The 26,082-nt window shown below is 60.5% G+C and carries 24 protein-coding genes; 16 read left to right on the top strand and 8 right to left on the bottom strand.

Going from position 1 to position 26,082, the window contains the following annotated elements; translation table 11 throughout:
* Positions 1-90: 90 nt before the first annotated feature.
* Positions 91-537 (bottom strand): nucleoside deaminase, encoded by a 447-nt coding sequence (locus tag ABJN75_RS02405; protein WP_348436501.1) that lies wholly within the window; start codon positions 535-537, stop codon positions 91-93.
* 199 nt (positions 538-736) lie between these two features.
* Here ABJN75_RS02405 and ABJN75_RS02410 point away from each other — a divergent pair, with 199 nt between their 5' ends.
* The 3 genes from ABJN75_RS02410 to ABJN75_RS02420 are packed head-to-tail and all read left to right on the top strand — an operon-like array spanning position 737 to position 3,711.
* Positions 737-2,233 (top strand): pseudouridine synthase, encoded by a 1,497-nt coding sequence (locus ABJN75_RS02410; RefSeq protein ID WP_348436503.1) that lies wholly within the window; start codon positions 737-739, stop codon positions 2,231-2,233.
* Entirely contained in the window at positions 2,214-2,834 is a 621-nt protein-coding gene (gene rsmD / locus ABJN75_RS02415; RefSeq protein ID WP_348436505.1) for a 16S rRNA (guanine(966)-N(2))-methyltransferase RsmD, read from the top strand. Before ABJN75_RS02410 ends, rsmD begins: the two co-directional genes overlap by 20 nt.
* Positions 2,827-3,711: a patatin-like phospholipase family protein gene (locus ABJN75_RS02420; protein ID WP_348436507.1), complete on the top strand. Its 885-nt coding sequence runs from the start codon at positions 2,827-2,829 to the stop codon at positions 3,709-3,711. Before rsmD ends, ABJN75_RS02420 begins: the two co-directional genes overlap by 8 nt.
* Here the strand turns inward: ABJN75_RS02420 and ABJN75_RS02425 are convergent.
* From ABJN75_RS02425 to ABJN75_RS02435, 3 genes are all read right to left on the bottom strand, one after another.
* A complete protein-coding gene (locus ABJN75_RS02425) occupies positions 3,708-5,078 on the bottom strand; it encodes an MATE family efflux transporter (RefSeq protein WP_348436509.1) in 1,371 nt (456 codons plus the stop codon). The two genes, ABJN75_RS02420 and ABJN75_RS02425, sit on opposite strands and share 4 nt — an antisense overlap.
* A gap of 83 nt (positions 5,079-5,161) precedes the next feature.
* Complete coding sequence (locus ABJN75_RS02430) at positions 5,162-5,578, bottom strand: VOC family protein (RefSeq protein WP_348436511.1); 417 nt, start codon at positions 5,576-5,578, stop codon at positions 5,162-5,164.
* 26 nt (positions 5,579-5,604) lie between these two features.
* On the bottom strand, positions 5,605-7,422 hold the full coding sequence (locus tag ABJN75_RS02435) for a monovalent cation:proton antiporter-2 (CPA2) family protein (protein WP_348436513.1): 1,818 nt from the start codon (positions 7,420-7,422) through the stop codon (positions 5,605-5,607).
* 102 nt (positions 7,423-7,524) lie between these two features.
* On the opposite strand from ABJN75_RS02435, the gene ABJN75_RS02440 reads away from it, so the two are divergent.
* The 6 genes from ABJN75_RS02440 (at position 7,525) to lpxK (ending at position 13,125) form a co-directional block, all read left to right on the top strand.
* Positions 7,525-8,868 carry a TldD/PmbA family protein gene (locus tag ABJN75_RS02440; RefSeq protein ID WP_348436515.1) on the top strand — a complete coding sequence of 448 codons (1,344 nt, stop codon included), beginning with the start codon at positions 7,525-7,527 and terminating at the stop codon, positions 8,866-8,868.
* Complete coding sequence (locus tag ABJN75_RS02445) at positions 8,855-9,661, top strand: 3'(2'),5'-bisphosphate nucleotidase CysQ (protein WP_348436517.1); 807 nt, start codon at positions 8,855-8,857, stop codon at positions 9,659-9,661. Before ABJN75_RS02440 ends, ABJN75_RS02445 begins: the two co-directional genes overlap by 14 nt.
* A 66-nt stretch (positions 9,662-9,727) precedes the next feature.
* Complete coding sequence (locus ABJN75_RS02450) at positions 9,728-9,976, top strand: DUF4170 domain-containing protein (protein ID WP_348436519.1); 249 nt, start codon at positions 9,728-9,730, stop codon at positions 9,974-9,976.
* Positions 9,977-9,995: 19 nt separating this feature from the next.
* The gene (locus ABJN75_RS02455) at positions 9,996-10,763 is read left to right on the top strand and encodes a lysophospholipid acyltransferase family protein (protein WP_348436521.1); all 768 of its coding nucleotides are present in this window, start codon (positions 9,996-9,998) and stop codon (positions 10,761-10,763) included.
* The gene (gene waaA, locus ABJN75_RS02460) at positions 10,760-12,103 is read left to right on the top strand and encodes a lipid IV(A) 3-deoxy-D-manno-octulosonic acid transferase (RefSeq protein ID WP_348436523.1); all 1,344 of its coding nucleotides are present in this window, start codon (positions 10,760-10,762) and stop codon (positions 12,101-12,103) included. Before ABJN75_RS02455 ends, waaA begins: the two co-directional genes overlap by 4 nt.
* The gene (gene lpxK / locus ABJN75_RS02465) at positions 12,097-13,125 is read left to right on the top strand and encodes a tetraacyldisaccharide 4'-kinase (protein WP_348436525.1); all 1,029 of its coding nucleotides are present in this window, start codon (positions 12,097-12,099) and stop codon (positions 13,123-13,125) included. The genes waaA and lpxK overlap by 7 nt, the downstream gene beginning before the upstream one ends.
* Before the next feature lie 11 nt (positions 13,126-13,136).
* On the opposite strand, the gene ABJN75_RS02470 is transcribed toward lpxK, so the two are convergent.
* Positions 13,137-13,364, bottom strand: coding sequence for a DUF2093 domain-containing protein (locus tag ABJN75_RS02470; RefSeq protein ID WP_348436527.1), 228 nt, complete (start codon positions 13,362-13,364; stop codon positions 13,137-13,139).
* Between the two features lie 94 nt (positions 13,365-13,458).
* Entirely contained in the window at positions 13,459-15,297 is a 1,839-nt protein-coding gene (gene mutL, locus ABJN75_RS02475) for a DNA mismatch repair endonuclease MutL (RefSeq protein ID WP_348436529.1), read from the bottom strand.
* Positions 15,298-15,619: 322 nt separating this feature from the next.
* Between mutL and ABJN75_RS02480 the strand changes: the two genes are divergently transcribed.
* Entirely contained in the window at positions 15,620-17,356 is a 1,737-nt protein-coding gene (locus ABJN75_RS02480) for a response regulator (protein ID WP_348436531.1), read from the top strand.
* A gap of 117 nt (positions 17,357-17,473) precedes the next feature.
* A complete protein-coding gene (locus ABJN75_RS02485; protein WP_348436533.1) occupies positions 17,474-18,841 on the top strand; it encodes an EAL domain-containing protein in 1,368 nt (455 codons plus the stop codon).
* On the opposite strand, the gene ABJN75_RS02490 is transcribed toward ABJN75_RS02485, so the two are convergent.
* On the bottom strand, positions 18,831-19,748 hold the full coding sequence (locus tag ABJN75_RS02490) for a LysR substrate-binding domain-containing protein (protein ID WP_348436535.1): 918 nt from the start codon (positions 19,746-19,748) through the stop codon (positions 18,831-18,833). The genes ABJN75_RS02485 and ABJN75_RS02490 overlap by 11 nt on opposite strands.
* Positions 19,749-19,833: 85 nt before the next feature.
* Here ABJN75_RS02490 and ABJN75_RS02495 point away from each other — a divergent pair, with 85 nt between their 5' ends.
* The 5 genes from ABJN75_RS02495 (at position 19,834) to ABJN75_RS02515 (ending at position 24,627) form a co-directional block, all read left to right on the top strand.
* Positions 19,834-21,405 carry a trimethylamine methyltransferase family protein gene (locus tag ABJN75_RS02495; RefSeq protein ID WP_348436537.1) on the top strand — a complete coding sequence of 524 codons (1,572 nt, stop codon included), beginning with the start codon at positions 19,834-19,836 and terminating at the stop codon, positions 21,403-21,405.
* 28 nt (positions 21,406-21,433) lie between these two features.
* On the top strand, positions 21,434-21,877 hold the full coding sequence (locus ABJN75_RS02500; protein WP_348436539.1) for a hypothetical protein: 444 nt from the start codon (positions 21,434-21,436) through the stop codon (positions 21,875-21,877).
* Positions 21,878-21,942: 65 nt separating this feature from the next.
* Entirely contained in the window at positions 21,943-24,006 is a 2,064-nt protein-coding gene (locus ABJN75_RS02505) for an NADH:flavin oxidoreductase (protein WP_348436541.1), read from the top strand.
* A gap of 76 nt (positions 24,007-24,082) precedes the next feature.
* On the top strand, positions 24,083-24,334 hold the full coding sequence (locus ABJN75_RS02510) for a type II toxin-antitoxin system ParD family antitoxin (protein ID WP_348436543.1): 252 nt from the start codon (positions 24,083-24,085) through the stop codon (positions 24,332-24,334).
* A gap of 2 nt (positions 24,335-24,336) precedes the next feature.
* Entirely contained in the window at positions 24,337-24,627 is a 291-nt protein-coding gene (locus ABJN75_RS02515) for a type II toxin-antitoxin system RelE/ParE family toxin (RefSeq protein ID WP_348436545.1), read from the top strand.
* Positions 24,628-24,696: 69 nt separating this feature from the next.
* On the opposite strand, the gene ABJN75_RS02520 is transcribed toward ABJN75_RS02515, so the two are convergent.
* Positions 24,697-26,082: beta-galactosidase (locus tag ABJN75_RS02520; RefSeq protein ID WP_348436547.1), on the bottom strand; the 1,386-nt coding region annotated here is incomplete at its 5' end.

A 26,082-nucleotide genomic window follows, 5' to 3' on the forward strand; every position in this document is an offset into this window, starting at 1 on the left:
AGGCCAAGGAGCCCCGCCGTCTCGCGGAGGCCAAGAAGGCAGGCACCGGGAAACGCAAGTGGTGGCCCTGGTAATAGCTTGAAGCTGCGTTTAGCGGCGTTCTCGGAAAAAGTCCTTGAGCAGCCGCATGGCGTCATCGGATGCCATGCCGGGGTAGGTGTCGGGAGCATGGTGGCAGGTCGACTGGTTGAAAAACCGCACGCCGCTTGTCACCGCGCCACCCTTTTCGTCTTCCGCGCCGAAATAGAGCCGACGCAGTCTGGCAAACGAGATCGCCGCCGCGCACATCGTGCAGGGTTCCAGCGTCACGTACAGATCGGCGTCGATCAGCCGTTCGCTCCCCATGATCCCGGCGGCTTGTCTGATGGCGAGAATTTCCGCATGGGCGGTCACATCGTTGAGTTCACGGGTCCGGTTTCCGGCGCGAGCCAGCACAACGTCCTGCCGGACGATGACGGCTCCCACCGGAACTTCGCCGCGTGCCGCCGCCGCCCGGGCTTCCTCAAGCGCAAGATCCATGTACCCCTTGCTGATCATGAAACGTCCGGACTCATGCAGACCACCGAATGAAACCTCTTAACCCGGCCCGTCCAACCTGATAGACAGCCATTTAACCGCACACCCCATCGGGCCTCAACAGGACCGAAACAAGGCCTCTGCGCAAACCGAATGTATTCAGCGGCCATAGCGCGTCAAGAACAACGCGGTTTACGCTGTGAAGCCAGGCAGACAACAAATGACAGAACAAGACAAGCCCAAACGCGCCAAACCGCAATCCGGAAAGGACATGCCGGAAACGGTCGAGACTGCCGTTGAGAGCGGACGGATCGCCAAGATACTGGCGCGCGTCGGTGTCGCATCGCGTCGTGATGTCGAGCGTATGGTTGCGGAGGGGCGGATCAAGGTCAACGGCAAGATCCTCGAAAGTCCGGCCATCGTGGTTTCCATGTCCGACCGGATCGAAGTCGATAACGAGGTGATTGGCGGTATCGAACGCACCAGGCTCTGGGTTTACAACAAGCCTGCAGGCCTCGTGACCACCAACAAGGATCCCGAAGGCCGTGAAACGGTCTTCGACAAATTGCCCAAGCACCTGCCACGAGTGCTGACGATCGGCCGTCTCGACATCAACACAGAAGGCCTCTTGCTGCTCACCAATGATGGCGGCCTGGCGCGGACACTGGAATTGCCCCAGACCGGCTGGCTCAGGCGCTACCGCGTCCGGGCGTATGGCGACATCGATCAGGCCCGACTTGACGAGTTGAAGGACGGCATCGCGGTAGAGGGCGTGCTCTATGGTGCGATCGAGGCAACGCTTGACCGCAAGCAGGGTCATAATGTCTGGATCACCATGGGCTTGCGTGAAGGCAAGAACCGCGAGATCAAGAATGTTCTCGGAGCGCTCGGCCTCGACGTCAATCGCCTGATCCGCATTTCCTTCGGACCATTCCAGCTGGGCGATATTCGCGAGGGCGAAGTTGTCGAGATCAAGAGCCGGACGCTGCGCGAACAGCTCGGCGAACGCATGATCGAGGAATCTGGCGCCAATTTCGATGCGCCGCTGAGCGAGCATGTCGCCAAACCAAAACCTGAAGCCAAGCCCAAACCTGCGGCCAGACCCGCCCAGCGTGAGTGGATCTCCAGTTCTGAAAAGACCGAACGCGCACGGGCGCGGATGGACACCAAGCCTGGCCGGCCTTCGCGCGATGACAAACCGTTCGGCAAGGATCGCGACCGGGCTCCGGACCGCGAGCGCGGCGAGCGCAAGCCATTTGGCGCATCCCGGCGCGAGAAGCCTGGAACTGGTCGCAGCGAAGAGCCGGGTGGCAAGCCTGCCAAGCGGAGTTTCGTGCAGCGCAGCCGTGCCACCAATGTCTGGATGGCGCCGGGCGCCCGTCCGGTCAATGAAGCCAAGAAGGATGAAGCCGAGCGCGGCGGTGAACGTCCTGCGCGCAAGCCTGCCCGCGCCGATGAACGGGCCGACACCCGTCGCGGCAGCTTCCCCAAGGCACGCGCCAAACCGCGCCCGCCAAGAGAGACTGATGAGGCTCGCCCGACCCGGGACACCAGGAAGCCAGGCGGCAAGCCGGGCATGAAACCATCCGGCAAGCCCGGTGGCGCCAAGGCGTTTGACGGGCCATCCAAGGGACCCGGCAAGCCATCATCAAGCGACAGGAACGGCAAGCCAGCTTCAGGCAAGGGACGCGGACCAGGTGCGGATCGTCGGCGGTGAATTTCGCGGCAGGAGTCTTGCCGCGCCAAAGACCCTAGCTATCCGGCCCACCACCGACCGGAGCCGCGAAAGCCTGTTCAACATCCTCAGCCACGGCTATTCCGAGGCGCTTGATGCGACACGCGCACTGGATCTGTTCGCCGGCACCGGGGCGCTGGGGCTTGAGGCGCTGTCGCGTGGCTGCCGGTCCGCCCTGTTTGTCGAGAGCGGCGTTGAAGGCCGGGGCATCATCCAGAAAAATATCGAGACCTTCGGATTGCAGGGAAGATCGCGGCTGTTTCGGCGCGATGCCACCAAGCTGGGTCCATCGGGGTCGATGGGGCAATTCGATCTGGTTTTCGCCGATCCGCCCTACGGCAAGGGACTGGGCGAGAAGGCGCTGGCCTCGGCGGCCACGGGCGGCTGGCTTGCGCCGGACGCTTTGATTGTCCTGGAAGAAGAGGCTGCAGCACAGCCTGATCCGGGTCCGGGGTTCAACCTGCTCGAAACCCGCGCATTTGGTGACACGGTCATGCGCATTTTTCGCTATGATACGACCGGCTCGTCGCGTGAGGGGACGAGTCATTCATGCGCCACGGAAAGCAGTCTGGACAATGGGTAAAGTCGAAACCACCGCTCCCGATCTCCCGGTCAGGTCATCCGCACCAAGCGTTGCGGTAGCCTTCGGCGGTGGTGGCGCGCGCGGTATTGCCCATATCCACATCATCGAGACACTGAACGCGATGGGCATTCGCCCCACCGTGATATCCGGCTCGTCGATCGGCGCGATCATGGGCGCGGCAATGGCCTCGGGGCTCTCCGGTAAGGATATCCGCGACCACACGCTTGCGACAATCGGAAACCGGTCAAACGCAATCGGCAGGATCTGGAAAGCAGCCCGCCCGCGCGGCGTCAAGGATGCCATGGAGAACGGGCTTCGGCTTGGCCAGTTCAATATCGAGCGTATCCTCGAGGCGTTTCTGCCAGACACCGTCGCCCGCAATTTCGAGGACCTGGAGATCCCGACAAAGATCATGGTCACCGATTATTATGGTCATTGCGAGGTGGTGTGCGAGAAGGGGGACTTGCGGACCGCCATCGCCGCCTCCGCCGCCATCCCCGCCGTGTTCCGCCCGGTCAGGATAGGCGACCGGATCATGATTGACGGCGGCATTTTCAATCCCGTGCCATTTGACAAGTTGAGCGGGCTGGCCGACATCGTCATCGGCGTCGACGTTGTCGGTCTGCCCGCCGGAACGCCGGATCAGGCGCCGTCCACGGTCGACATGATGTTCGGCGCCAGTCAGCTGATGATGCAGTCGATCATCGAAATGAAGCGCCACGCCTATCCGCCGCACATTCTTCTCAGGCCGGAAGTGCATCAGTACCGGGTACTGGATTTTCTCAAGGCCAAGGAGATCCTCGCCGATTCCAGCGGCGTGGCAGAACTGCTCAAGCGTGACCTCGACGCTGCCTTCGCCTTTCACGGCATGTCTTAAAGAGTGGAAGCCTTGCCGCTGGTGAAGGCTGATTGCCCCGCCGGAGGGACGTGAACGGCGACCGGCGCATCGCCATGCCTCTCGCCGATCCTGGAAATCACCCGAAAGCTGACAATGACCGCGGCAAGACCGAACACCACGGCGCCAAGGCCGTAACCCGCCAGCGCGCCTGGCGCTCCGTACCAGAGCGCGCCGAGCCAGACGAAGGGGATGACGCCCAGGGTGGAGCGGCCCCAGTTGAACATGGTCGAATGCAGTGCGTAGCCCAGATTGTTGAATGCGGCATTGGCGACAAACAGCATGCCGTTGAAAATGAAGCTTCCCGCGACGAACAGGCAGAAGAACACGATCACCTCGCGTGCCGCGCCTGTGGCGCCGAAAAGATTGGCGATCTGGTTTCGGAACAGCGCCAGCAATGCCCATGCGACAAGTGTGTAGATCACAATGAACAGCAGACTGTCGCGCATCGTCGAGATCAGCCTGTCATAGCGCCTGGCGCCGTAATTTTGACCGAGAATTGGACCGATCGCGCCCGAAAGTGCAAACAGGGCCCCGAATGCGACCGGGATCAGCCGCCCGACCACTGCCCATCCGGCAACCGCGGCGTCGCCATGCTGTGCCATGGTCGTGGTCACGAACGTGTTGCCCACGGGGGTGGCGATCTGCGTCATCAAGGCGGGCAGGCCGATTGCCAGAAATGGCCGGAATTCCCGCGAGATCACAGCTTTGGACGGCAGGGCGACGAGGTTGTGCACCCGGATAAGCCCGTAAAGACCGATGCCGATCAGGGCGAACCGCGAGATCACGGTGGCAATCGCGGCGCCGTGAATGCCGAGATCGAAGCCGAAAATGAATATCGGATCAAGCACGGCGGTCAGTGCGCCAGCGCCGAGGGTCACATACATTGCCCGCTTGGCGTCCCCGACTGAGCGCAGCAGCGCTGCCAGGCACATGCCGGTGCCCAGCACCGGCAACGACGGCAGCACGATTTGCATGAATTCCGTGGCCAGTTGCGCTGTTCGGCCCCTGGCGCCCATCAGACTCACCAGCTCCGCCAGGAACGGATAAATCAGGGCCACCGTGGTGATCATCAAGATCACCATGTAGGTGATCGATGCGCCGGCGATTTCACGTGCCTCCCCGCGATCGCCACGCCCCAGTGCGCGTGCGGTCAACGCCGTTGCCGCGATCGACAGTCCGATGGCGACCGAGGTGCTGAAAAACAGTAGGGTTCCGGCGTAGCCGATGGCCGCCGCAAGTTCCTGCTGTCCAAGCAGCGAGATATAAAACAGGTTCAGCGCATCGACGATGAACACCGCCACCAAGCCGATCGAGCCTGTTGCGGTCATGGCCACCACATGCCTCATGGTCGATCCGGTTACGAAAATCCCGGGCTGGCCGCGCGTTGGTGGGTGAGCCGCGGCACCGTCAGCCTGGGGCTCGCTGTGGCTCACGAGGCGAAGACCTGTCCCAGGTCAACAAACCCCTTGAATTCCAGTGCATTGCCGGACGGATCGCGAATGAACATCGTTGCCTGTTCGCCGGGTTGTCCTTCAAAGCGCAGCGACGGTTTCATGATCCAGTCAATGCCCTCGGCAGCCTCGAGCCGGGCGGCAAGCGCCTTCCAGTCCTCCATCCGCAGCACGGCACCGAAATGCGGGATCGGCACGGAGTGACCATCAACAACTCCCGGCGACGTGTCCGCACATACGCCCGGGCGGACGTGACCCGACATCTGGTGTCCAAACAGGTCGAAGTCGATCCAGCTGTCGGTGAAACGCCCCAAGGGACAGCCAAGCACGTCACCGTAAAATTGGCGTGTCTCTTCGATGTCGCGAATGGGGAAAGCGAGGTGAAACGGTGTCATGGGATGTCTTTCTTCCAAACTGGGGGTCAACCGGGATCTGACAAGGAGATATCTGGTTTGAGCGGTTTGTCCAGCCGCTCGGATTCCCGCTTCGGCTTGATCAGGGGTTCAGGTGTGACCGGGCGGGTGAGCAGTTTTTCCCTGCCTGCCAGAAGGCCTTCCACGGCCTGCATAGCAAGCCGCTCCTCGTCACGGCGGCGAATGTCGTGGCTGATCTCCAGTGCCTGATCCTCGGTTGTGCCCAGCGCTTCAAGTGTCCTGCGGCCAAACAGCATACCGGATTCGAACGTTTCGCGGGTTTCATAGTCGACGCCACGGGCACGCAGCGACAGGGTGTGGGTCCGGTCATAGGCGCGGGCGAAGATGCGCGCAGTGGGAAACTCCGCCTGAATCAGGTCGACGATCTTGTCGGTGATTTCCAGCTTCTGGGTGCAGACCGCGACAATCTTGGCGCGCTTGATGCCTGCGGCGACCAGCACGTCCTTGCGGGTGCCATCGCCGTAATAGATCCTGAAGCCGAATTTCGACGCTGACCGGATGCGGTCGGCGGAGTGATCTATGATGGTCACGTCCGATCCGCCGGCGAGCAATATCTGCGACGCGATTTGGCCGAAACGTGAAAAGCCGATCATCAGCACATCGGAGCCCGCTCCGGCAAAATCCTCGTCCATCTGTTCATCATCCGTCTTTCGCATCAGCCGGTTGGCGACCACCGCTGCCAGCGGCGTCAGCGCCATCGAGATGGTGACGATTGCCACCAGCAGCGAGGCTGTCGCCGGGGTGAAGACGCCTGCAGCCGCCGCAGCGCTGAAAATGACAAAACCGAATTCGCCGCCCTGCGGCAGCAATCCTGCAATCTTGATGCTGTTGTTATGGTCGGAGCCGAACAGCCGGCAAGCGGTGTAAATCACACCTGCCTTGATGAACATAAGCAGCGGGACGGCGAGGGCGATGACCAGAATATTGTCAGCGATCACCGCGAGATCCAGCGACAGCCCCACCGCCATGAAGAACAGTCCCAGCAAAATGCCGCGGAACGGCTCGATATCGGCCTCCAGCTCATGCCGGTAGGACGATTCGGCCAGCATGACGCCGGCGATGAAAGCGCCCATGGCCATCGACAGTCCGGCGACCTGCATCAGCGTGCCCGAAGCCAGCACCACAAACAGCGCTGCGGCGATCATCGCCTCCTTGGCGCCGGTCCCGGCAATCAACTGGAACAAGGGATTGAGCAGATAGCGCCCGGCCACGAGAAGTGCTGCGATTGCGGCGATTGTGATGGCAATGTCATTGACAATGGACCCACCTCTTTCTGCCGTTGTCGGGGCGACGAGTGGCACCAGCGCCAGGATCGGCACGATTGCCAGATCCTGAAGCAACAGGATCGAAAACGACTGCTGCCCGTAACGCGTGTTGAGTTCGCCGCGTTCTTCGAGCAGCTGGATGCCGAAGGCTGTCGAGGATAGGGCCAGTCCAAAGCCGATCACGGTTGCCGCGGCCCATTGCTGACCGCCAAGCGCCACGGCTGCCGCGAAAATGACAAGCGCCGAGACCACGACCTGTATCAGTCCGAGGCCGAAAATGTCCCGGCGCATTTGCCAAAGCCGCGAGGGCTTGAGCTCCAGCCCTATGATGAACAGCAGCAACACCACACCGAGTTCGGCAAAATGCAGGATTTCCTCGCCATCGGTGATCACCCGAAGCAACGGACCGATGACAATGCCGGCGGCGAGATAGCCGAGAACTGTTCCAAGCCCTATTTTCTTGAACAAGGGGGCGGCAACGACTGCTCCCGCCAGCAGGATGAGGCCTTCTGTGTAAAAGCTGGCTTCGGCTGCAGCCATTCAAGACACTCCTAATTGGTTTCCGGGCCCGTGCGGACAATGATGGGCTTGATGCTTGACCGCCGGGACAATACATGAGAGCCAAGCGAAAGGCTAAAAAACATGAGCGAATCCAGACAATCCGAAGGCTTGCTGGCGACAGCAGAGCGACTTATCGGTCGTGCCCGCGCCGCTGGCGCGGATCAGGCCGATGCACTGGTGGTCCGCCGCCGGTCCCGGTCCGCATCCGTCCGCAACGGCCAGGTGGAAAATACCGAATCATCCGAATCGGACGATTTCAGCCTGAGGGTTTTCGTCGGCCAGAAAGTGGCGGTGGTCCAGGCAGGCCAGGGCGCTGATGAAGCAGCCCTTGCCGAGCGCGCGGTTGCCATGGCGCGTGTCTCCCCCGAAGATCCGCATGCTTGTCTTGCCGACGCCGGGATGCTGGCCAAGTCCTGGCCTGATCTCGACCTGTTTGATCCCACCGAGCCGTCGGCGGAAAACCTGATCGAAGCGGCAGTCACCGCCGAGGCTGCTGCCCTGGCGGTGCCCGGTGTTGCAAGTTCTGTCGGCGGTGGCGCCGGCGCGGGCCTTTTCGGTATGGTTCTGGCCACGTCTCACGGATTCTCGGGCGCCTTTGAGCGTTCCGGATTTTCGCGCTCGGTCAGCGTGATCGCCGGAGAGGGCGTCAAGATGGAACGCGACTACGATTTTGACAGTCGCGTGTTTTTCGCCGACCTCGATGACGCCGAGGCAATCGGCCGGAGCGCTGGAGCGCGCGCCGTTGCCCGGATCAATCCACGCAAGGTCAAGACCGGTTCGAATGTCACGGTGGTGTTCGACCCACGCGCCTCGCGCGGCCTGATCGGGCACCTCGTGTCTGCCATCAATGGTGCCGCCGTTGCCCGCAAGACCAGCTTCCTCAAGGACATGATGGGCAAGAAAGTCGCCATTGATGGGCTGACACTGGTTGACGATCCCTTCGTCCGCCGTGGTTCGGGTTCACGGCCCTTCGATGGCGAGGGCGTTTCGGTCGGGCCGCTGACCATGATCGAGGACGGGGTCTTGCAGCAATGGTATCTGACCACCGCCGTGGCGCGCGAACTTGGGCTGGAGAGCAATGGCCGGGCCAGCCGTGGCGGCGGCGTCTCGCCGTCTTCCACCAATGTCATTGTCAATCCCGGCAGGCTGACGCCCAAGGAGTTGATTGCTTCGGTCGGCAACGGATTCTACGTCACCGAACTGATCGGACATGGGGTGAACCAGGTGACCGGCGAGTACAGCCGCGGCGCATCCGGTTTCTGGATCGAGAACGGTGAAATCACTTTCCCGGTTTCCGAAGTCACCATCGCTTCCAATCTGAAGGACATGTTCAATCGCATGGTTTTTGCAGATGACATCGATGCCAAATATGCGATTGCGGCTCCGACCATCGCCGTGGAAGGCATGACGCTTGCAGGCGACTGAAACCCATGCCGAAGACCTTGCATTGATGCTCGACGCGTCGCGCCGGGCCGCCGACATCGCCATGTCGCATTTCCGCAAGGATCCTGAAGTCTGGTACAAAAACGGGGGACGCTCTCCGGTCTCGGAAGCCGATATCGCCATTGATCGCCTGCTTCGCGAGCTGCTGCTTGCGGCGCGGCCGGATTATGGCTGGTTGTCCGAGGAAGCCGTGGATACCCCGGATCGCCTCGCCCATGGCCGCGTCTTTATTGTCGATCCGATTGATGGTACTCGCGCCTATGTCTCGGGTCGGCCTGACTGGTGTGTGAGCATCGGCCTGGTGGAAAACGGAAAACCGGTGGCCGGGGTGCTGGCGGCGCCGGCGCGCGGCGAACTCTGGCATGCCAGTGCCGGTGGCGGCGCATTCCGCAACGAAGTTCGCCTCATCCAGGGTCATGGCGAAAACGCGGATGCGCCATTGCGGGTTGCAGTTCCCGACAGTGTGGCGAACGCGATGCGCCCGGGCGCCGAGGCCAGCCTGGAAAAATTACCCGGAGGCCCGTCGCTGGCGCTCAGGATCGCGGCTGTGGCCCAAGGCAGTCTCGACGGGGTCTTCGTCCGGCCCCGGTCCAGCGAATGGGACCTGGTCGCGGCCGACATGATGCTCCGGGAAACCGGCCATGTTCTGGTCGATCAGGCAGGCGTGCGGATGGTTTACAATGCCCCTGATCCCTCGCGCGGGCTGCTGCTGGCGGCGTCGCTTGAACAGGCATCCTGGTTGCTGGCGCTGTTGCAGCCGTCAGACGGGCATTGACCTTTCTATGGAATTGCCGCAAACCCCGCTTTGATTGGCAGCACCGTTTATTCGTGGAGCGACACCATGGCCGATGGCGATAAGAAACAACTTCTACACCTCGTGTTTGGCGGCGAACTCAAGAGCCTGGAGTCTATGGACTTCAGGGACCTTGATGCGCTCGACATCGTGGGGATCTACCCCAATTATGCTTCGGCCCACGCGGCCTGGAAGTCCAAGGCGCAAATGACCGTCGACAATGCGCATATGCGCTATTTCATCGTTCATATGCACCGGATGCTTGATCCGCGCGACGACAGCAAATCCGTGTCCTAGGGACCGGGTGAAAGACAAAATGACCAATCCGGACGCCGAAACCGCGCCGAGGCTCAAGCAGCTTAGCGAGAAGATGAACCGGCGCCGTCTGGGCAAGAAGCTGTTGCAGTCCGAATGGGTCCAGCGCGGTGGATCGCTTTTGATCCACTGGATGCTGGGTGCGATCTGGCGAACCAACCGCGACAACGGAACGTCCAGCGATTGGGGAGCGATGCTCGACCATGAGTGGCCGGCGATATTTGCGCTGTGGCATGGCCAACATTTGCTGGTTCCCTATGGCGGACCGCGTAACCGGAAGTTCGTCACCTTGGTTTCGCGCAGCGTCGATGCAGAGATCAATGCCCGGGTGATCGAGCGGGCAGGCTATGAAGTGATTCGCGGATCCGGTGGTCGCGAACCCAAAATGGTGTCGGGAAAGGGCGGCGTCAGGGCGCTCATCGGCATGCGTGATGCTCTCAAGCGTGGCAAAAGTATTGTCATGATCGCCGACATTTCCAAGGGTGAAGTACGTCAGGCGGGCGAGGGGATCGTGACCTTGGCGCGGATCACGGGCCGACCGATCATTCCGGTGGCGCTGGCGACCAGCCGTCGCATCGTGCTTGAGAAAACCTGGGACAAGACCACCATCAATTTGCCGTTCGGCGTTCGCAGCGCCAGGCTCGCTCCCCCCATCTATGTCCCGCCCAAGGCGAACAAGGAAGAGATGGCGGCGGCGCGAGCAAAGGTGACCGCCGAACTCAACCGCGTCACCGAAGAAGCGCTGCGCGCAGTCGAGACACACAAATGAGCCGCGGTTGGGCACGTTTGGCGCTTGTCGGTTACCGCTGGTTCGGCGCGGGCCTCTATCCCTTGCTCGGACCCTATCTCGCCATCCGCGCCGCCAAGGGCAAGGAAGAACGCTACCGCAGGAATGAGCGTTACGGCCGGTCCAAGATCGATCGGCCCGTTGGCCCACTCGTCTGGTTTCACGCCGCCAGCGTCGGAGAAACCACGGCGGTTGTCCCGCTGATCAGGGAAGTCCGGCGCCGCGGCATCTGGGTGGTGCTGACCACCGGCACAGTCACCTCTGCCGGCGTTGCGCGCGAGCGGCTGGGTGACAACGTGATCCACCAATATGTGCCGCTTGACCTCAAACCGGCGGTTTCGCGGTTTCTCGATCACTGGAAGCCTGACCTGGCGATCATCGCCGAATCCGAAATCTGGCCGATGACCATTCTTGAACTGGGCGCCAGACGAACGCCGCAGGTCCTGGTCAATGGCCGCTTGTCGGACCGCTCCTTCGCACGCTGGAACAAACGCCCAAGCCTCGCCGACGCCCTGTTCGAAAACCTTTCGCACGTCATTGCCCAATCTGATCTCGACGCGGAGCGGTTTTTGGCGCTCGGAGCACGGCCGGTCTCGGTTTCGGGAAATCTGAAGGTGGATACATCCGCCCCACCGTGGGATGAAGAGGAACTCGCAAAGCTCCAGCTCCAGATTGGCAACCGGTCGACCTGGGCGGCGATTTCGACATTCGAGGGCGAGGATGAGATTGCCGCCGCGGTCCATCGCGCGCTCAAGCCGCGTCACAAGCAACTGACAATTCTGGTTCCCCGGCATCCCGACCGCGCCGACGCCATCGAGACGATGCTGACGGGCAGGGGACTTGCCGTTGCGCGCCGGTCGCGCGGTGACAGGATTGATCTGTCGATTGATGTTTATCTCGGCGATACGATCGGCGAGATGGGACTGTATCTTAATCTGACTGAAATCGCGTTCGTCGGAAAATCGTTGAAGGGCGGCGGGGGGCAAAATCCGTTGGAGCCGGCCATGCTCGGTTGCGCGGTCTTGTCGGGCAGCCAGGTTGAGAATTTCCGTGAAAGCTATGCGAAGCTACTCAAGAACGGTGGCGCGCGGTTTGTTCGTGACGGTGAGATGCTGGCCAAGGGGGTGCATTACCTTCTGTCAAATCCGCAGGCGCGTCAGGTTATGGCGGCGGGTGGCGAGAAGACTCTGGGCGATATGCGCGGCGCGCTTCAATCCACCATTCGCGCGCTTGAACCCTACATCAACCCATTAACCGTGAAAGCGCGCCTGTTGCCGCGCGAAAACGAGAACATGGAGAACCGGACGGGCGGTCAATGGTAAGCGAAGCCCCGCCCTTCTGGTGGCAGCCACGCGGTATCCAGTCTTCGCTGCTCTTTCCCGTCGCCTGGATCTATGGCCGCATTGCGCGGCGGGTCATGGATCACCGTGTGCGAAAATCGGTTCCAGTCCCGGTAATCTGTGTTGGCAACTTCACCGTCGGCGGATCCGGCAAGACCCCCACCGCACTCGCGCTTGCCCAAACAGCTATCGCTCGCGGTCTCAAGCCCGGGTTTCTGTCGCGCGGGTATGGCGGCGGCATTCGTCACGCCAAGGTCGTCGATCCGGCCAGGGACACTGCGCGTCTTGTTGGCGATGAACCGATGCTTCTGGCTGCCAAGGCGTTGACGGTGGTGTCGGCCAACCGGGTCGAGGGCGCCGAACTTCTGGTGCGCGAGGGTGTTGATCTGATCATCATGGATGACGGGTTCCAGAGTGCGCAGCTGGTTTTTGACCAGGGCTTGCTGGTTGTGGATGCGCGTCGCGGCATCGGCAATGGCTGTGTCTTGCCCGCTGGCCCGGTACGAGCGCCGGTGATCGATCAGGTCAGGCATGCCGATGGCTTGATTGTCGTGGGTGAGGGCAACGGCGCCGATCCGATGATCCGGATGGCTGCGCGGGCGGCCAAACCGATCCATATTGCCCGTTTGCAGCCGCTCAATGCCGCCCGGTTTCGGGATCGCAACTGCCTGGCATTTGCCGCCATTGGCGACCCGGACAAGTTTTTCGTAACGCTTGAAGATGCCCATGTCCGCTTGGCGCAACGCCGGGGCTTTGCCGATCACCACCATTTCACCAGTGACGAGATAGAGGATCTGATGGCACAATCCGAACTCTACGGGCTCGATTTGATCACCACGTCAAAGGATTATGTCCGTCTGCAGTCGGGCCATGGCCGGGCGCTGGACCTGGTGAAAAAAACGGCGGTTCTGGAGATAGAACTGGCTTTCGACAGTCCGCATGTTGCGGACGCAATCATCGATGCCGCCGCCGCAGCGTTCAAGAGACGTCAAAGCAAAGTCTGAACCCTGGGGGATTACGGCTGGTCCGGCAAGATACCGGCCCGCTGATCCGCGGTCACTGACGCGTTGACGTCGACATAAGGTTCCTGCCGCGCAACGCTCCAGTATTTGAGCTCTTCGATCGGGATGAGTTCGCCGGTCACGGCGCAAACAACATGGCTGCCCGGCGTGAGGATCTGAAAATCTCCATCCAGATAGCGGATTTTCGCCGGTCGCGCGCCGGGGCCTTCAAAACGGTTCATGCTGAACTGCTCCCGTTTGCATCAGTTATTGTTCTATGCCGTGTCGCCGCACCAAATGCAAGATTTCGTCGGGATTGGGCATTGGCCGTCTGTGTTACCGCCGCGAGAACAGCTTCTCGATGTCGGCGAGTTTCAATTCGATATAGGTAGGACGTCCGTGATTGCATTGTCCGGAACCCGGTGTGCGCTCCATTTCGCGCAGCAATGCGTTCATTTCTTCCGGAATCATTCGTCGTCCGGATCTCACGGATCCGTGGCATGCCATGGTCGAGGCCACCGCTTCAAGCCGGTCGCGCAGACCGCCGGTGCTGTTCCATTCGGCGATTTCATCGGCGAGGTCCCGCACCAGTCCGGACACATCCGTTTCGCCCAGCATCGAAGGCGTTTCCCGTACCGCGATCGCGCCCGGTCCAAACCGCTCGAGCACCAGACCGAACTCCGCCAGCTCTGCAGCCCGTTCGGCCAGCCGGTCGCAATCATCTTCCGGCAGATCAATGATCTCAGGCAGCAACAGGATTTGCGAGGGCACCCGACCGGCGCGGAGCGCCGTTTTCAAGCGCTCGAACACCAGCCGTTCATGGGCTGCGTGCTGGTCCACGAGCACCAGTCCGTCTTGGGTCTGTGCAACAATGTAGTTCTCGTGAATTTGCGTCCGCGCCGCGCCGAGCGGATGCGCTTCAAGCGACGGGTCGCTGCTGGTCTTGCCCATTCGCGCCGAGGGCGCCACCGCGCCGGTCATCTCCGGCTGGCCCGGTTCGCAAAACCCTGGTGCTGAAGCTTCCAGCGGCCGGGAGGGTGAGCGATCAGCCTGCCAGCCGCCGTAATCGGCCCCCGGTACGCCCCCGAATCGACCCTGATGGGCAAAATCGGTTCTCCGGGTCTCGCCGGACGCCTCGGGAGATATGAAGGCCCGAGCCAGGCCAACGCTGGCCGATGGTGAAGCGCGATCACCGCCGGCAGTCAGCGCCTCGCGGATCGCACCGATGATGAGGCCCCTGATCAATCCAGGATCCCGGAACCGGACATCGGCTTTTGCAGGATGCACATTGACGTCCACCAAAGCCGGATCAAGCGTGATCCACAGCACCGCCACCGGGTATCGCCCGCGCGGCAGGGTGTCGGAATAGGCGGCGCGAATGGCCGACAGGATCTGCTTGTCCTGCACCGGACGGCCGTTGACAAAAGCGTATTGCGACAGCGAGTTGGCCTTGTTCCATGTCGGCAGTCCGACATGGCCGGCAAGACCGACATCTTCCCGCGTTGCATGAAGCGAGATCGTGTTGACGGCAAATTCCTTGCCCAGCACCTGGGCGATGCGCGCCAGCCTGTCTTCGCCTGTCGCCGGCAGGTCGAGTGTGGAGCGATCGGGCCCCGAGAGCGTGAAACGCACCGAAGGAAACGCGATGGCGATGCGCCGCACCACCTCGGTGATCGCCGCTGTTTCGGCGCGGTCGGATTTGAGGAACTTCAACCGCGCTGGGGTGGCGAAGAACAGGTCCCGTACCTCAACCGTGGTGCCCTGATTGGCGGCCGCGGGTTTGAGCGGCGTCGGAACGCCGCCGGCCAGTGATACTTCGTTGGCGTGCGGGGTATTCACGGGACGCGACCTGAGCGTCAACCGAGCCACCGAGCCAATCGAGGGCAAGGCTTCGCCACGAAAACCCAGCGTCCGGATGTCATCAAGCCGCTGATCGAGCTTGGATGTGCAATGGCGGCGTACCGCGAGCGCCAGATCATCGGCGTCCATGCCGGACCCGTCGTCAATCACGCGGACAAGCGCCTTGCCGCCGGCTGCAGTGGCGATTTCGATCCGGCGCGCCCCTGCGTCGATGGCATTTTCGACCAGTTCTTTCACAACGCTTGCGGGACGCTCGATGACTTCACCGGCGGCGATCTGGTTGATCAGGGTTTCGGGCAGTTGATGGATGCGCATGGCCCCATGTTGGGGGATTCGGCTCCGAGCGCAATGATTTGCTGTGCTTTGAAGTGGATAAATGTGTGTCGGCAATCGTGCGTCGGGTATCGCGAATCCCGATCAGTCCACATGGAGTTTCCGGCTGATGATTGATTTGTCGTGGTTAATCGAGGCTTAACACTCCCGTGCGATAGTCCCATCATCGCTTTCTGACGGCTTATCCGGAAGCATCGTGATCGGAGGTCGGACGGGATTGGGAACGAATTCGCAGGAATGGTGCGCGGGCGCCAGGTCAGTTTCCCGGCTGCACGTGCCGGAACCGGGTTGATGTGAAATGGTATTGAGCGAGACCGAGATACAAAAGCGCGGATGGGATGCAAAAACCATCGAGGATCTGGCTTCGACGCTCGATATCGCCATCTTGGTCTATGACCGAAACGACACCTTGATTGCCGGCAGCACGCAGTTCCTGAAGTTCTTCGACATTTCTCCGGAACTGCTGGTTCCGGGCGCCCGGCTGCGGGATCTCTTTAACGCGACCTATGATGCAGGCGGCAAGGTGCTGGGCTCGCTGAACGGGAAAGTGCGGGTCGTATCGCGCGAAGACTGGATCGCTGAACGGATCGCCATTCATTGGCGCGAACGTTATGAGAGCGTCGAGAAACTCGCCGATGGACGATGGATGAGGCTCTGCAAACGCAGAATGCCGGACGGCATCCTGATTACCACAGGGCAGGACGTTTCCGAGCAAAAACGCCGCGACGCGGAACTGTCGAGGATCACGCATCAGGCTGAACTCTCGCAACATGTCCTCGATAATCTGGTCAACCCGGTAATGGTCAAGGATTCCCAACTTCGTTACGTTATCGTCAACGACGCCTTCTGCCAGATTCCGGGGTTGAAACCCAAGCAGGTGATCGGGCGCACCGCCAAGGAGCTCGTTGCCCCCGATCTTGCTGCGCGTTTCGAGGAAGTTGAGGGACGGGTGCTTGAAACCGGGGAACCCTTTGACGCAGCAGAGGATATTTATCGGGCTGACGGTTCCGTCATGCATGTCATAACCCGGGCTCGCCGGTCCGGGAGGCCGGGACAGTACTATGTGACAGTCTCGTTTGATGATGTCACCGCATTTGTCCAGAACGGAAAATTCGATCCGGATATCATATCCAGATATGACGCCGATCTGATCGCAAACGGTCTTTCGGATGCAACACAGGATGGCTCTGCTTCGCCCACCGCTCCGCCCGAACGCATTCTGATCCTTGATCAGGATCGTGAACGCTCGGCGATCCGTGTCGCAGACTTGAAAAAGGCCGGATCGGATGCCCTCGCCATTGCCGGAGCGGACGAAGCTGTGATGTTTCTCGACGCGGTCAAATCCTTCAACCTCAAGGTCAGCACCATTGAAGTGACCGCCGAATTGGCCAGGGAACTCTCAAGCATGGCGCTGCCTGCTCATCACCATGTGCTCAAGCAGGCTGTCGCAGACAGGCTGGCAAAGGAGCCGCCGCCGGCTCGTACAGTGCCGGTTGCTGCATCTGCGTCATCCAGCATGGCGGCCGGCCCCGCAGCCGGGATCAGCATGCCGGACAAACAGTCACCATCACCAAATGCATTGCCGGAAATTGCCAACGAGCCCGATCTGGCGGACTCCGCCTGTCTACCGCGGGATCGCATCCGGGTGCTTGTGGCTGAGGACAATGACGTCAACCAGATTGTCTTTGAACAGATCCTCGAGGGGATCGGTGTGGACTTCCGCATTGTATCCAATGGCCAGGAAGCTGTTGCAGCCTGGCGGGCCGCTGTGCCCGATCTTGTCCTGATGGATGTCTCCATGCCTGTGATGAACGGATTGCAGGCCTCGCAGGCCATTCGCGATGCCGAACTGGCGGGCTCAGCGGACTGCGGGCATGTTCCCATTATTGCGGTCACGGCCCATGCCATGAGTGGTGACAGAGAGCGGTGTTACGCAGCCGGAATGGATGATTATCTGTCAAAGCCGGTCAGCCCGGAGAAGCTTGAATCCATAATCAGGAAATGGATTGACCGTCCTGGAAGGTTGCTGGCGACCGGATGACGCCTGCTTTAGTTGAAATCAATCAATGGTTTCTCACGGGTCCCATTATAGGACAATCTTAAGATATATGTCGCATGTTTGACGCTATTCTCATATCTGCGGAACAACTTGATTTTCATGACCCCGGAAGACGAAAACATGGACGAGTTGTCCCCCAATCCCAAAGCGGTGGCTTATACCGATCCTTTAACAGGGCTGGGCAACCGTCGCAGGCTGATGGACAAGATCAGAAAGCTCGCTTCCGAGCGCGCGGATGATCCAGCGCCCTTCACCATCGGAATTGCCAATATCGATGGTTTCAAGCCGATCAACGATCTCTTCGGCCACGCGGCCGGCGACGAGATCCTGTGCCAGGTGGCGCACAGGCTGCGCGCCTGTCTGCCTGATGGCGGGTTTGTTGCCCGCATCGAGAGTGATGAATTCGCTTTCATTCTGCCATTGGTTTTCGAGAAAAAGGGCGCCGAAAAAATCGGTCGCATGTTCAAGGACGTTCTGTCTGCCCCCTATGATCTCGGTGACCGCAATGTGCGCCTGTCGGCGTCTTTCGGTTTTGCCGTTTATCCCTTTGCCGGCGAGCAGTTCGCGGAACTGCTGAAAAGCGCCGATACGGCACTGTACCGCTCCAAGCGCCGTGGCCGTGGCCAGATCACCGTCTATTCCGAGGAAATTGCCGAGGAAATGCGGCGCGGAACCCAGATCGAGCAAGCCCTCCGCCGCGCCATCATCGCCGATGAGGTTGCTTGCCACTTCCAGCCGATCGTCAACATCGCCGATGGCTCCATCCAGGGTTTTGAAGCACTTGCGCGATGGACCGACCGGGAGATGGGTTTCATTTCGCCAAGCCTGTTCATTCCGCTCGCCGAAGAACGCGGTTTCATCGATTCCCTGACCGAGACCTTGCTCAAGAAAGCTGCTGAAACCGCCAAACACTGGCCCTCGGATCTTTTCTTGTCTTTCAATCTCTCATCAGCGCAATTGATCGACCCCGCAACAGCATTCAATGTCCTGGCCGTTGTCAACCGAGTCGGGCTCGATCCGCGTCGTCTTGAGTTGGAAATCACCGAGACGGCGATGATGAGCGATCCCGAGATCGCGGCCAAAGTGGTCAACGAACTTCACAGTGTCGGGATAAGGGTTTCACTGGACGATTTCGGTACCGGGCAGTCCAGTTTGGGACGGTTGCGCGAGTTTGCCTTCAACAAGGTCAAGATCGACCGCAGTTTTATCAGCGAAATCACAATCGACAAATCAGCCGAACACATTGTGCGCGCTATCCTGACCATGTGCGAGGGGCTGAACCTCAAGGTGATTGCCGAAGGCATAGAAACCGAAGAGCAGGCCGAAAAGCTCAGACAACTGGGATGCAAATCCGGACAGGGGTGGCTCTACGGCAAGGCTGTTGACGCGTCCGCGTCCTTCAGTCTGATTGAAGCCCAGGAGTTGGCGGGCGCACGCCCCGCCAAGGTCTTCACCTTCAACCGCTGAACTCGCGGCCTTCCTTGGTCAGCCAGTTCAGAACCTTCTCGGCTTTCGGCGTCAGCGGTCGCGTTTTCGGCCACAGGACATGGAAGGCCGCCCCGGTTTCGAGCCGATGGCCGGTGACCTTGCAGAGCAATCCCGTATTGATCAGCCGTCCGGTCAGATGCCGCCAGCTCAGCGCGACGCCTTGTCCTTCCATCACCGCCTGAATGACCAGCACATAATCGTTGATCGCCAGTCCACGGCTGGCCGGCACTTTGTTGACGCCGGCGCTCAAGAACCATTGTTGCCAGTCGCACGCTCTGCGGAACGGCTCCTCCAGATGAATAAGCCTGTGCTGTGTGAGATGGTCGACACTTTCCGGCATGCCGTGCTTTTCGATATAGGCGCCGCTCGCCACTGCTTCGATTACCTCATGCGCAATCAGCGCGCTGTCATAGTCGGGCCAGTCTTCCCTCCGGCCCCCGCGTACACCGAGTTCGATGGACTCATTGCGAATGTCGAGATCCCGGTCGGCGGTCTGGATTCGCAAATCGATATCGGGCAACTCGTCGCGAAACCGATGCAGCCGCGGCAGCATCCAGAGCGACGCGAAGGCTGTGGAAGCCGCAAGCGTTACAGTGTTTGCGCGGCCGCGAGCCTGGATATCCTCGGCTGATTTGCGGATATGGCTCAAGCCGAGCGTCACATCGGCGTGGAACCTCCGACCGGCTTCAGTCAACGAGACGGCCCGGTGGGCACGATGAAAGAGCGGTATGCCGAGTTGGCGTTCGAGCGAGCGGATGGCGTAACTGACCGCAGCCTGCGTCATCCCCAGTTCCTGCGCGGCTCGGGTGAAACTCAACTGCCGTCCGGCGGCCTCGAAAACGATAAGATTGCCTGCCGACGGCAACAGGTGGCGAAGGTTATCCATAAGCTCACCTTATTCTAAGCCATGAAATTTTCCAGCGTTACAGACTCTTTTCCAACTCCTAGACTGCCTGTTTGGAGGATGTGTCATGGATGCTGCGGAAATTGTCGATCCACAGGCCGCACTTGTGCGCAAGCGGGAACGGTCCGGTGGCCGCGATGGCCGAAGATCGGGGCAGGGGGCAGCACCCCCGCATCTCTGTGCGCCCTACATTGTCCGCAATATTCCGACCTATGACATTCTGGGCGAGGAGAACCTGCTCAGGATCGAGGCGGTCGCGGACCGGATTCTGGCAGAAGTCGGCATCGAGTTCCGGGATGATCCCGTCGCGCTTGCGCACTGGAAGGCCGCCGGCGCCCATGTTGATGGCCTTCTGGTGAAGTTCGACCCGGGCATGCTGCTCGAGATCCTCAAATCAGCACCGGCAAGCTTCACCCAACACGCGCGCAATCCAGCAAACAATGTCGAGATCGGTGGCAAAAGCGTTGTGTTCGCGCCGGCTTACGGATCGCCGTTCGTGATGGATCTCGACAAGGGGCGCCGTTACGGCACCATCGAAGACTTCCGAAATTTCATCAAGCTGGCGCAATCGAGCCCGTGGCTGCATCATTCGGGCGGCACGATCTGCGAACCCGTCGATGTACCGGTCAACAAACGCCATCTCGACATGGTCTATTCACACCTCAAATATTCCGACCGGTGTTTCATGGGTTCGGTGACGGCGGAAAACCGCGCCGAGGACTCCATCGAAATGGCGCGGATCGTGTTCGGTCGCGACTTTGTAGATCGGAATTGTGTGATCCTCGGTAATGTCAACGTCAACTCGCCCCTGGTCTGGGACGGGACCATGACCAACGCACTGCGCGCCTATGCCCGCGCCAACCAGGCGGCGATTATCGTGCCGTTCATCCTGGGCGGCGCCATGGGCCCGGTCACCAATGCCGGCGCGATCGCGCAATCGCTGGCCGAGACCATGGCCGGCTGTGCGCTCACCCAACTCGAGCGCAAAGGCGCGCCGGTGATTTTCGGTAATTTCCTTTCGTCGATGTCTCTGCGCTCGGGATCTCCGACCTTTGGCACGCCGGAGCCCGCCATCGGCTCGATGGTGATCGGACAACTGGCGCGCCGGCTGGGTTTGCCGCTCAGATGCGCCGGCAATTTCTCCAATTCCAAACTGCCTGACGCGCAGGCAATGAACGAAGGCACCATGTCGATGCTCTCGGCGGTGCATTGCGGGGCCAACTTCATTCTCCATTCAGCCGGTTTCCTCGACGGGCTGTTGTCGATGTCCTACGAGAAATTCATCATGGATGCCGATTTCTGCGGTGCGTTGCATTCCTATCTCGCCGGTGTCGTGGTGGATGACAACTCGCTTGCTTTTGACGCCTTCCGGGAAGTTGGTGTCGGCAAGCATTTTCTCGGCTGCGCCCACACCATGGAGAATTATCAGACTGCGTTCTGGGACTCCCAGATTGCCGACAACGAGCCTTTCGAGAAATGGGACACGGCCGGGCGCACGGATGCCGCCACGCGGGCCAATGCGCGCTGGAAGCAGATGCTCGCAGATTACAAGACCCCGCCGATGGACGGAGCCACGGATGAGGCGCTTGTGGATTTCATCGAACGGACCAAGGCGCGGATGGCCGACGCATGGTATTGAGGAGACTAGTCTCAACTGGAGCCGAGCGATGCTGAAATCCCTGCTTATGCTGTCTGTCCTTGCCGCGGCCACTGCCTCGCCGGCCATCGCTGGCGAACCCGCCGAGGCGGTCAGATTTTTCTATGAAAATCTCGGTGGCGAAGCCGGGCCGGAGAACCGGGACCGGTTCACTGGACCAGCACTCGACTTTCTCAATGCAGCGGATGCTGCCTGGGTGCGGGACGAAACAAACTGCATCGATTTCGGTTTGGCGATCGACGCCCAGGATTTCGATGATGCCGAGATAGCCAGAACCCTCAAGCTTGATGAAACCATCAAGGGCGATACGGCCACCGTGACCGCGTATTTTGACAATTTCGGTCTGGCCACAAGCGTGGAATGGACGCTTCAAAAAGACGCCGATAGCTGGTTGGTGTCCGATATTGCTTCGCCGGACAACGCATGGCGCGTGTCTGCCATGACCTGCAAATGAACTGACACGCTCCGGGGATCGGGCGTACCAACCCCGGAGCGTCCAATCCCGAGGAGCTGACATAGATGACGCAAGTCAATGATCCACTGCTGCAACCCTATCAGCTCAAGCATCTGACGCTGAAAAACCGTATTATGACCACCAGTCATGAACCGGCCTATCCGGAAGACGGCATGCCCAAGGATCGTTATCGGGCCTATCATGTCGAGCGCGCCAAGGCAGGCATCGCCATGACCATGACTGCGGGCTCGGCAGCAGTGTCAAAAGACAGCCCGCCGGTGTTCAATAACGTGCTTGCCTACAAGGACGAGGTCGTTGGCTGGATGAAGCGGCTAACCGATGAATGCCATGACCATGGCTGCGCGGTGATGATCCAGCTCACCCATCTTGGCCGCCGCACCCACTGGAACAAGGGCGATTGGCTGCCGGCACTCTCGACCAGCCATCAGCGCGAACCGGCGCATCGGGCATTCCCGAAGAAAATGGAAGACTGGGATATCGCTCGCGTGATCGTTGACTACGCCGACGCCGCCGAACGCATGGCCGAAGCCGGTCTCGATGGCGTCGAGCTCGAATGCTACGGCCATCTGATGGACCAGTTCATGTCGCCGCTGACCAATGAATTGGATGGTCCCTATGGCGGCAGCCTCGAAAATCGTGCCCGCTTTGCGCTCGAGGTGGTGGCCGCGATCAAGGCGCGGGTCGGAGACAAGCTTCTGGTCGGGGTGCGTTACACCGCCGATGAAACCGCCAAAGGCGGCATCAATGAAGACGAGGGCATCGCCATCGGCCATATGTTCAAGGCGAGCGGTCACGTCGATTTTCTCAACGTCATCCGCGGGCAGATCCACACAGATCCCGCAATGACAGACGTCATCCCGGTGCAGGGCATGCGCTCCGCGCCGCATCTCGATTTCGCCGGACGCATTCGGGCTGAAGTCGGCATGCCAACCTTTCACGCGGCGCGAATTCCGGATGTGGCGACCGCGCGCCACGCCATCGCCGAGGGCAAGCTCGACATGGTCGGCATGACCCGCGCCCACATGGCCGACCCGCATCTGGTCAGGAAGATCGTCGAAGGCCGCGAACACGATATCCGTCCTTGCGTCGGCGCCACCTATTGCCTCGACCGGATCTATCAGGCGGGCGATGCGCTGTGCATCCACAATCCGGCAACGGGCCGCGAACTCACCATGCCACACACGATCGAGCCCGCACCGGACAGGAAGCACGTGGTCATCATTGGCGCCGGACCCGCAGGGCTCGAAGCCGCACGCGTTGCGGCGGAACGCGGCCACCGGGTCACCGTCTTCGAAGCCCAACCTGATCCCGGAGGCCAGATTCGGCTCACTGCACGCAACCTGCGCCGCAAGGAGATGATCGGCATCATCGAATGGCGCATGGCCCAGTGTGCTGCACGCGATGTCGAATTCCGCTTCAGCACCTGGGCCGAAGCCGGGGATGTGGTCGCCGAAAATCCCGACGTGGTGATTGTCGCCACCGGCGGCCTGCCACATACGGAGGTGCTGGAAGCGGGCAATGATCTGGTGGTTTCGAGCTGGGATCTGATCTCGGGCGACGTCAAGCCGAGCAAGTCGGTGCTGGTCTATGACGACGCCGGCGATCACGCCGGGCTGCAGGCGGCCGAAGTGGCCGCGATGGCCGGCGCCAGTGTCGAGATCATGACGCCCGACCGCAGCTTCGCGCCTGATGTGATGGCAATGAACCTGGTGCCCTATATGCGCTCGCTGCAGAACAAGGACGTCACCTTCACCGTGACCTACCGGCTGACTTCAGTGGAGCGCGACGGCAATGGCCTGAAAGCCATCATCGGCAGCGATTACATGCCGCTGGCCAGGGAACGGCATTTCGACCAGATCGTCATCAATCACGGGACGCTGCCGCTGGACGACCTCTATTTTGAGCTCAAGCCGCAATCGTCAAATCTTGGTGAGGTTGATTATGAGGCGTTCATCTCGGGCAAGCCGCAAACACTGAATGGCGGTCCGGTTTCTGCGCCTGAGCAAGGCTCGACCGGCTTCAAGCTCTTCCGCATCGGCGACGCCGTCGCTGCCCGCAACACCCATGCGGCAATCTATGACGCGCTGAGGCTGATGAAGGATATTTGAAACAGGTTGAATTGGCGATTGGCAGAAATTGACAATGATTGCCATTAAATGGCATGATTAGTCAAAGGAGAAACCAATGGCGACCATGAACGTATCCCTGCCGGACCCGATGAAGGAGTGGGTCGAATCCCGTGCTGAGACCGGCCGTTATTCAAACGCCAGTGATTATGTCAGGGACCTGATCCGGAAGGATCAGGAGCGCTCCGAAAAGCTTGCCGCCATGCAGCGCTTTGTGGATGAGGGGCTGGAAAGCGGAACAGGCCGGAAATCGAAAGAAGGGCTATTTGAGGAAGCTCGCGCCCGGCTTGATACTCCGACCCGGAGCTGAAAATGGGGTTCCTGCTTACCGCAAAAGCTGAAGACGATGTCATCAGTATCGCCGAAGCAGGTCTCAGGCTCTTTGGGGAAACCCAGGCTCTGAGCTACCATCTGCAACTGTACTCTATGTTCGAACTGATTGCGGCCAATCCGCGAATGGCGCGCGAGCGGATTGAATTAGTACCTCCCGTCCGGATTCATCCTTTCAAATCCCACTTGATTGTTTACGTAATCACGGAGATGGATGGCGTCCTCATCGTCCGTATTCGTCACGGCCACGAGGACTGGATGGAGCAATTATGAAACCGTCATCCGCCGACATCCCGAGAAAGCGCAGTTTGTGATAAAGTGCATAAGTGGCTGTATTGCGGTTCATCTTGGAGTTGGCACGGGCATCAATACCCCGGCCCTCGAAACCGGCATGATGGCAACGCCGGAGGGCTCAAGCCGAAGCTCGCCCAGCACCGGATCGCCGCTCCAGCCCAGTGTCGAAAGATCAAATGCGGTCTTGCCGTAATTGAACGCGAAAACATGCCCGCAGTGCCGACGCAAACGTACGCCATCAGGGAGCTTCTTGGTCGCGAGGCCAGCGCCGCTGGCCATTCGCGCAAGAATGTTGGCAAGCAGCTCGTTATCGGGCCAGCCGCCGAGATAGTGGACATTGCCTTGAGCCACCATGGCGGGAATGCCGTCCTCGTCCTGCAGCACAATCCCGGTTCGCGAACCGGCCTCGATGAATTCGCGCCAGAACTGAAAGGTTCCTCCGCTTTTAATCCGGACCTGCGTATCGGCCCGCAGCGTCTCGACCCTGGTCACGCGCACGTCGAGAATATCGCTTGGCAGCGCAGGGGGCAGCGTGTCGGGTATCGCAAACTCGGCGGTCTTCGAGCCCGAGCGTGGCCCGATCAGCAGATGGCCGTCATAAGCCCGGATGGCGTCAAGCAGCTTTGCTGTCCAGGCAAACAGACCAGGGATCACAACAAGCCGGTAACCACCCAGCTCCGGCGCGCTGGCGGGGAGGATATCGACAGACAGGCCCAGCTTTCGCATCGACCGGTAGAAATCGAACACCAGCCGGAAATAGTCGAACTCCCGGCCTTGCGGCTGGATTTCCCAGGCCCAGGCGGAAGGATAATCGAACATGATCGCCACATCGGCCTTGCCCGGCTGCGCGTCGAGCTGAGCACTCAGGGTGTGCAGCTCCGCGGCCACCAGTGCTGCCTCTCCAAAGCCTTCCGCTTCGGTGGAATCCGGCCTGAGCAGGCCGGCGTGCATCTGTTCCTGCGCAAACGGCGCCTGCCGCCAGCGGAAATAGCTAACGGTTTCAGCGCCGTGGGCAAACGCTTCCCAGCTCCACAGTCGCACCATGCCATCGCGCGGCGCGGGATTGTGCGGCGCCCAGTTCACCGGACCGGGCTGCTGCTCCATTACCCACCAGCGGCCATTCGATGTGGCGCGGTAGAGGTCATGATGGAAGGCTTGAAAATCGGGATCTCCGGCGCGGACAAACTGGCGTTTCCAGGCGTCGCCCCGGTCCGACCGGTCCTCGAGAAACCCGAGCGGATAGGAATCCCAGCTCGAAATATCCAGATCCGCGCCAACATCGAAATGATCGAAAGCAAGCGTCCGGCCCATGAAGTTGTGAATCACGTCACGCCCGGGCGAATGGGCCCGGATGATATCGGACTGCGCCTTGTTGAAGCGCACCACCATGTCGGAGGCGTACCGGCGGAAATCCATCACATGCGCCGGATTGGC

Source organism: Hoeflea sp., from assembly GCF_039975035.1.
GTDB lineage: Bacteria > Pseudomonadota > Alphaproteobacteria > Rhizobiales > Rhizobiaceae > Hoeflea.

Excerpts from the sequence above, each read along its gene's own strand:
- ABJN75_RS02485 (WP_348436533.1), top strand. The coding sequence starts at position 17,474 with ATGACCCCGGAAGACGAAAACATGGACGAGTTGTCCCCCAATCCCAAA.
- ABJN75_RS02505 (WP_348436541.1), top strand. The coding sequence starts at position 21,943 with ATGACGCAAGTCAATGATCCACTGCTGCAACCCTATCAGCTCAAGCAT.
- ABJN75_RS02510 (WP_348436543.1), top strand. The coding sequence starts at position 24,083 with ATGGCGACCATGAACGTATCCCTGCCGGACCCGATGAAGGAGTGGGTC.
- lpxK (WP_348436525.1), top strand. The coding sequence starts at position 12,097 with ATGGTAAGCGAAGCCCCGCCCTTCTGGTGGCAGCCACGCGGTATCCAG.
- ABJN75_RS02405 (WP_348436501.1), bottom strand. The coding sequence starts at position 537 with ATGATCAGCAAGGGGTACATGGATCTTGCGCTTGAGGAAGCCCGGGCG.
- mutL (WP_348436529.1), bottom strand. The coding sequence starts at position 15,297 with ATGCGCATCCATCAACTGCCCGAAACCCTGATCAACCAGATCGCCGCC.
- ABJN75_RS02425 (WP_348436509.1), bottom strand. The coding sequence starts at position 5,078 with ATGAGGCATGTGGTGGCCATGACCGCAACAGGCTCGATCGGCTTGGTG.
- ABJN75_RS02420 (WP_348436507.1), top strand. The coding sequence starts at position 2,827 with ATGGGTAAAGTCGAAACCACCGCTCCCGATCTCCCGGTCAGGTCATCC.
- ABJN75_RS02470 (WP_348436527.1), bottom strand. The coding sequence starts at position 13,364 with ATGAACCGTTTTGAAGGCCCCGGCGCGCGACCGGCGAAAATCCGCTAT.
- ABJN75_RS02440 (WP_348436515.1), top strand. The coding sequence starts at position 7,525 with ATGAGCGAATCCAGACAATCCGAAGGCTTGCTGGCGACAGCAGAGCGA.
- waaA (WP_348436523.1), top strand. The coding sequence starts at position 10,760 with ATGAGCCGCGGTTGGGCACGTTTGGCGCTTGTCGGTTACCGCTGGTTC.
- ABJN75_RS02500 (WP_348436539.1), top strand. The coding sequence starts at position 21,434 with ATGCTGAAATCCCTGCTTATGCTGTCTGTCCTTGCCGCGGCCACTGCC.
- ABJN75_RS02495 (WP_348436537.1), top strand. The coding sequence starts at position 19,834 with ATGGATGCTGCGGAAATTGTCGATCCACAGGCCGCACTTGTGCGCAAG.
- ABJN75_RS02515 (WP_348436545.1), top strand. The coding sequence starts at position 24,337 with ATGGGGTTCCTGCTTACCGCAAAAGCTGAAGACGATGTCATCAGTATC.
- ABJN75_RS02430 (WP_348436511.1), bottom strand. The coding sequence starts at position 5,578 with ATGACACCGTTTCACCTCGCTTTCCCCATTCGCGACATCGAAGAGACA.
- ABJN75_RS02490 (WP_348436535.1), bottom strand. The coding sequence starts at position 19,748 with ATGGATAACCTTCGCCACCTGTTGCCGTCGGCAGGCAATCTTATCGTT.
- ABJN75_RS02450 (WP_348436519.1), top strand. The coding sequence starts at position 9,728 with ATGGCCGATGGCGATAAGAAACAACTTCTACACCTCGTGTTTGGCGGC.
- ABJN75_RS02455 (WP_348436521.1), top strand. The coding sequence starts at position 9,996 with ATGACCAATCCGGACGCCGAAACCGCGCCGAGGCTCAAGCAGCTTAGC.
- ABJN75_RS02410 (WP_348436503.1), top strand. The coding sequence starts at position 737 with ATGACAGAACAAGACAAGCCCAAACGCGCCAAACCGCAATCCGGAAAG.
- ABJN75_RS02435 (WP_348436513.1), bottom strand. The coding sequence starts at position 7,422 with ATGGCTGCAGCCGAAGCCAGCTTTTACACAGAAGGCCTCATCCTGCTG.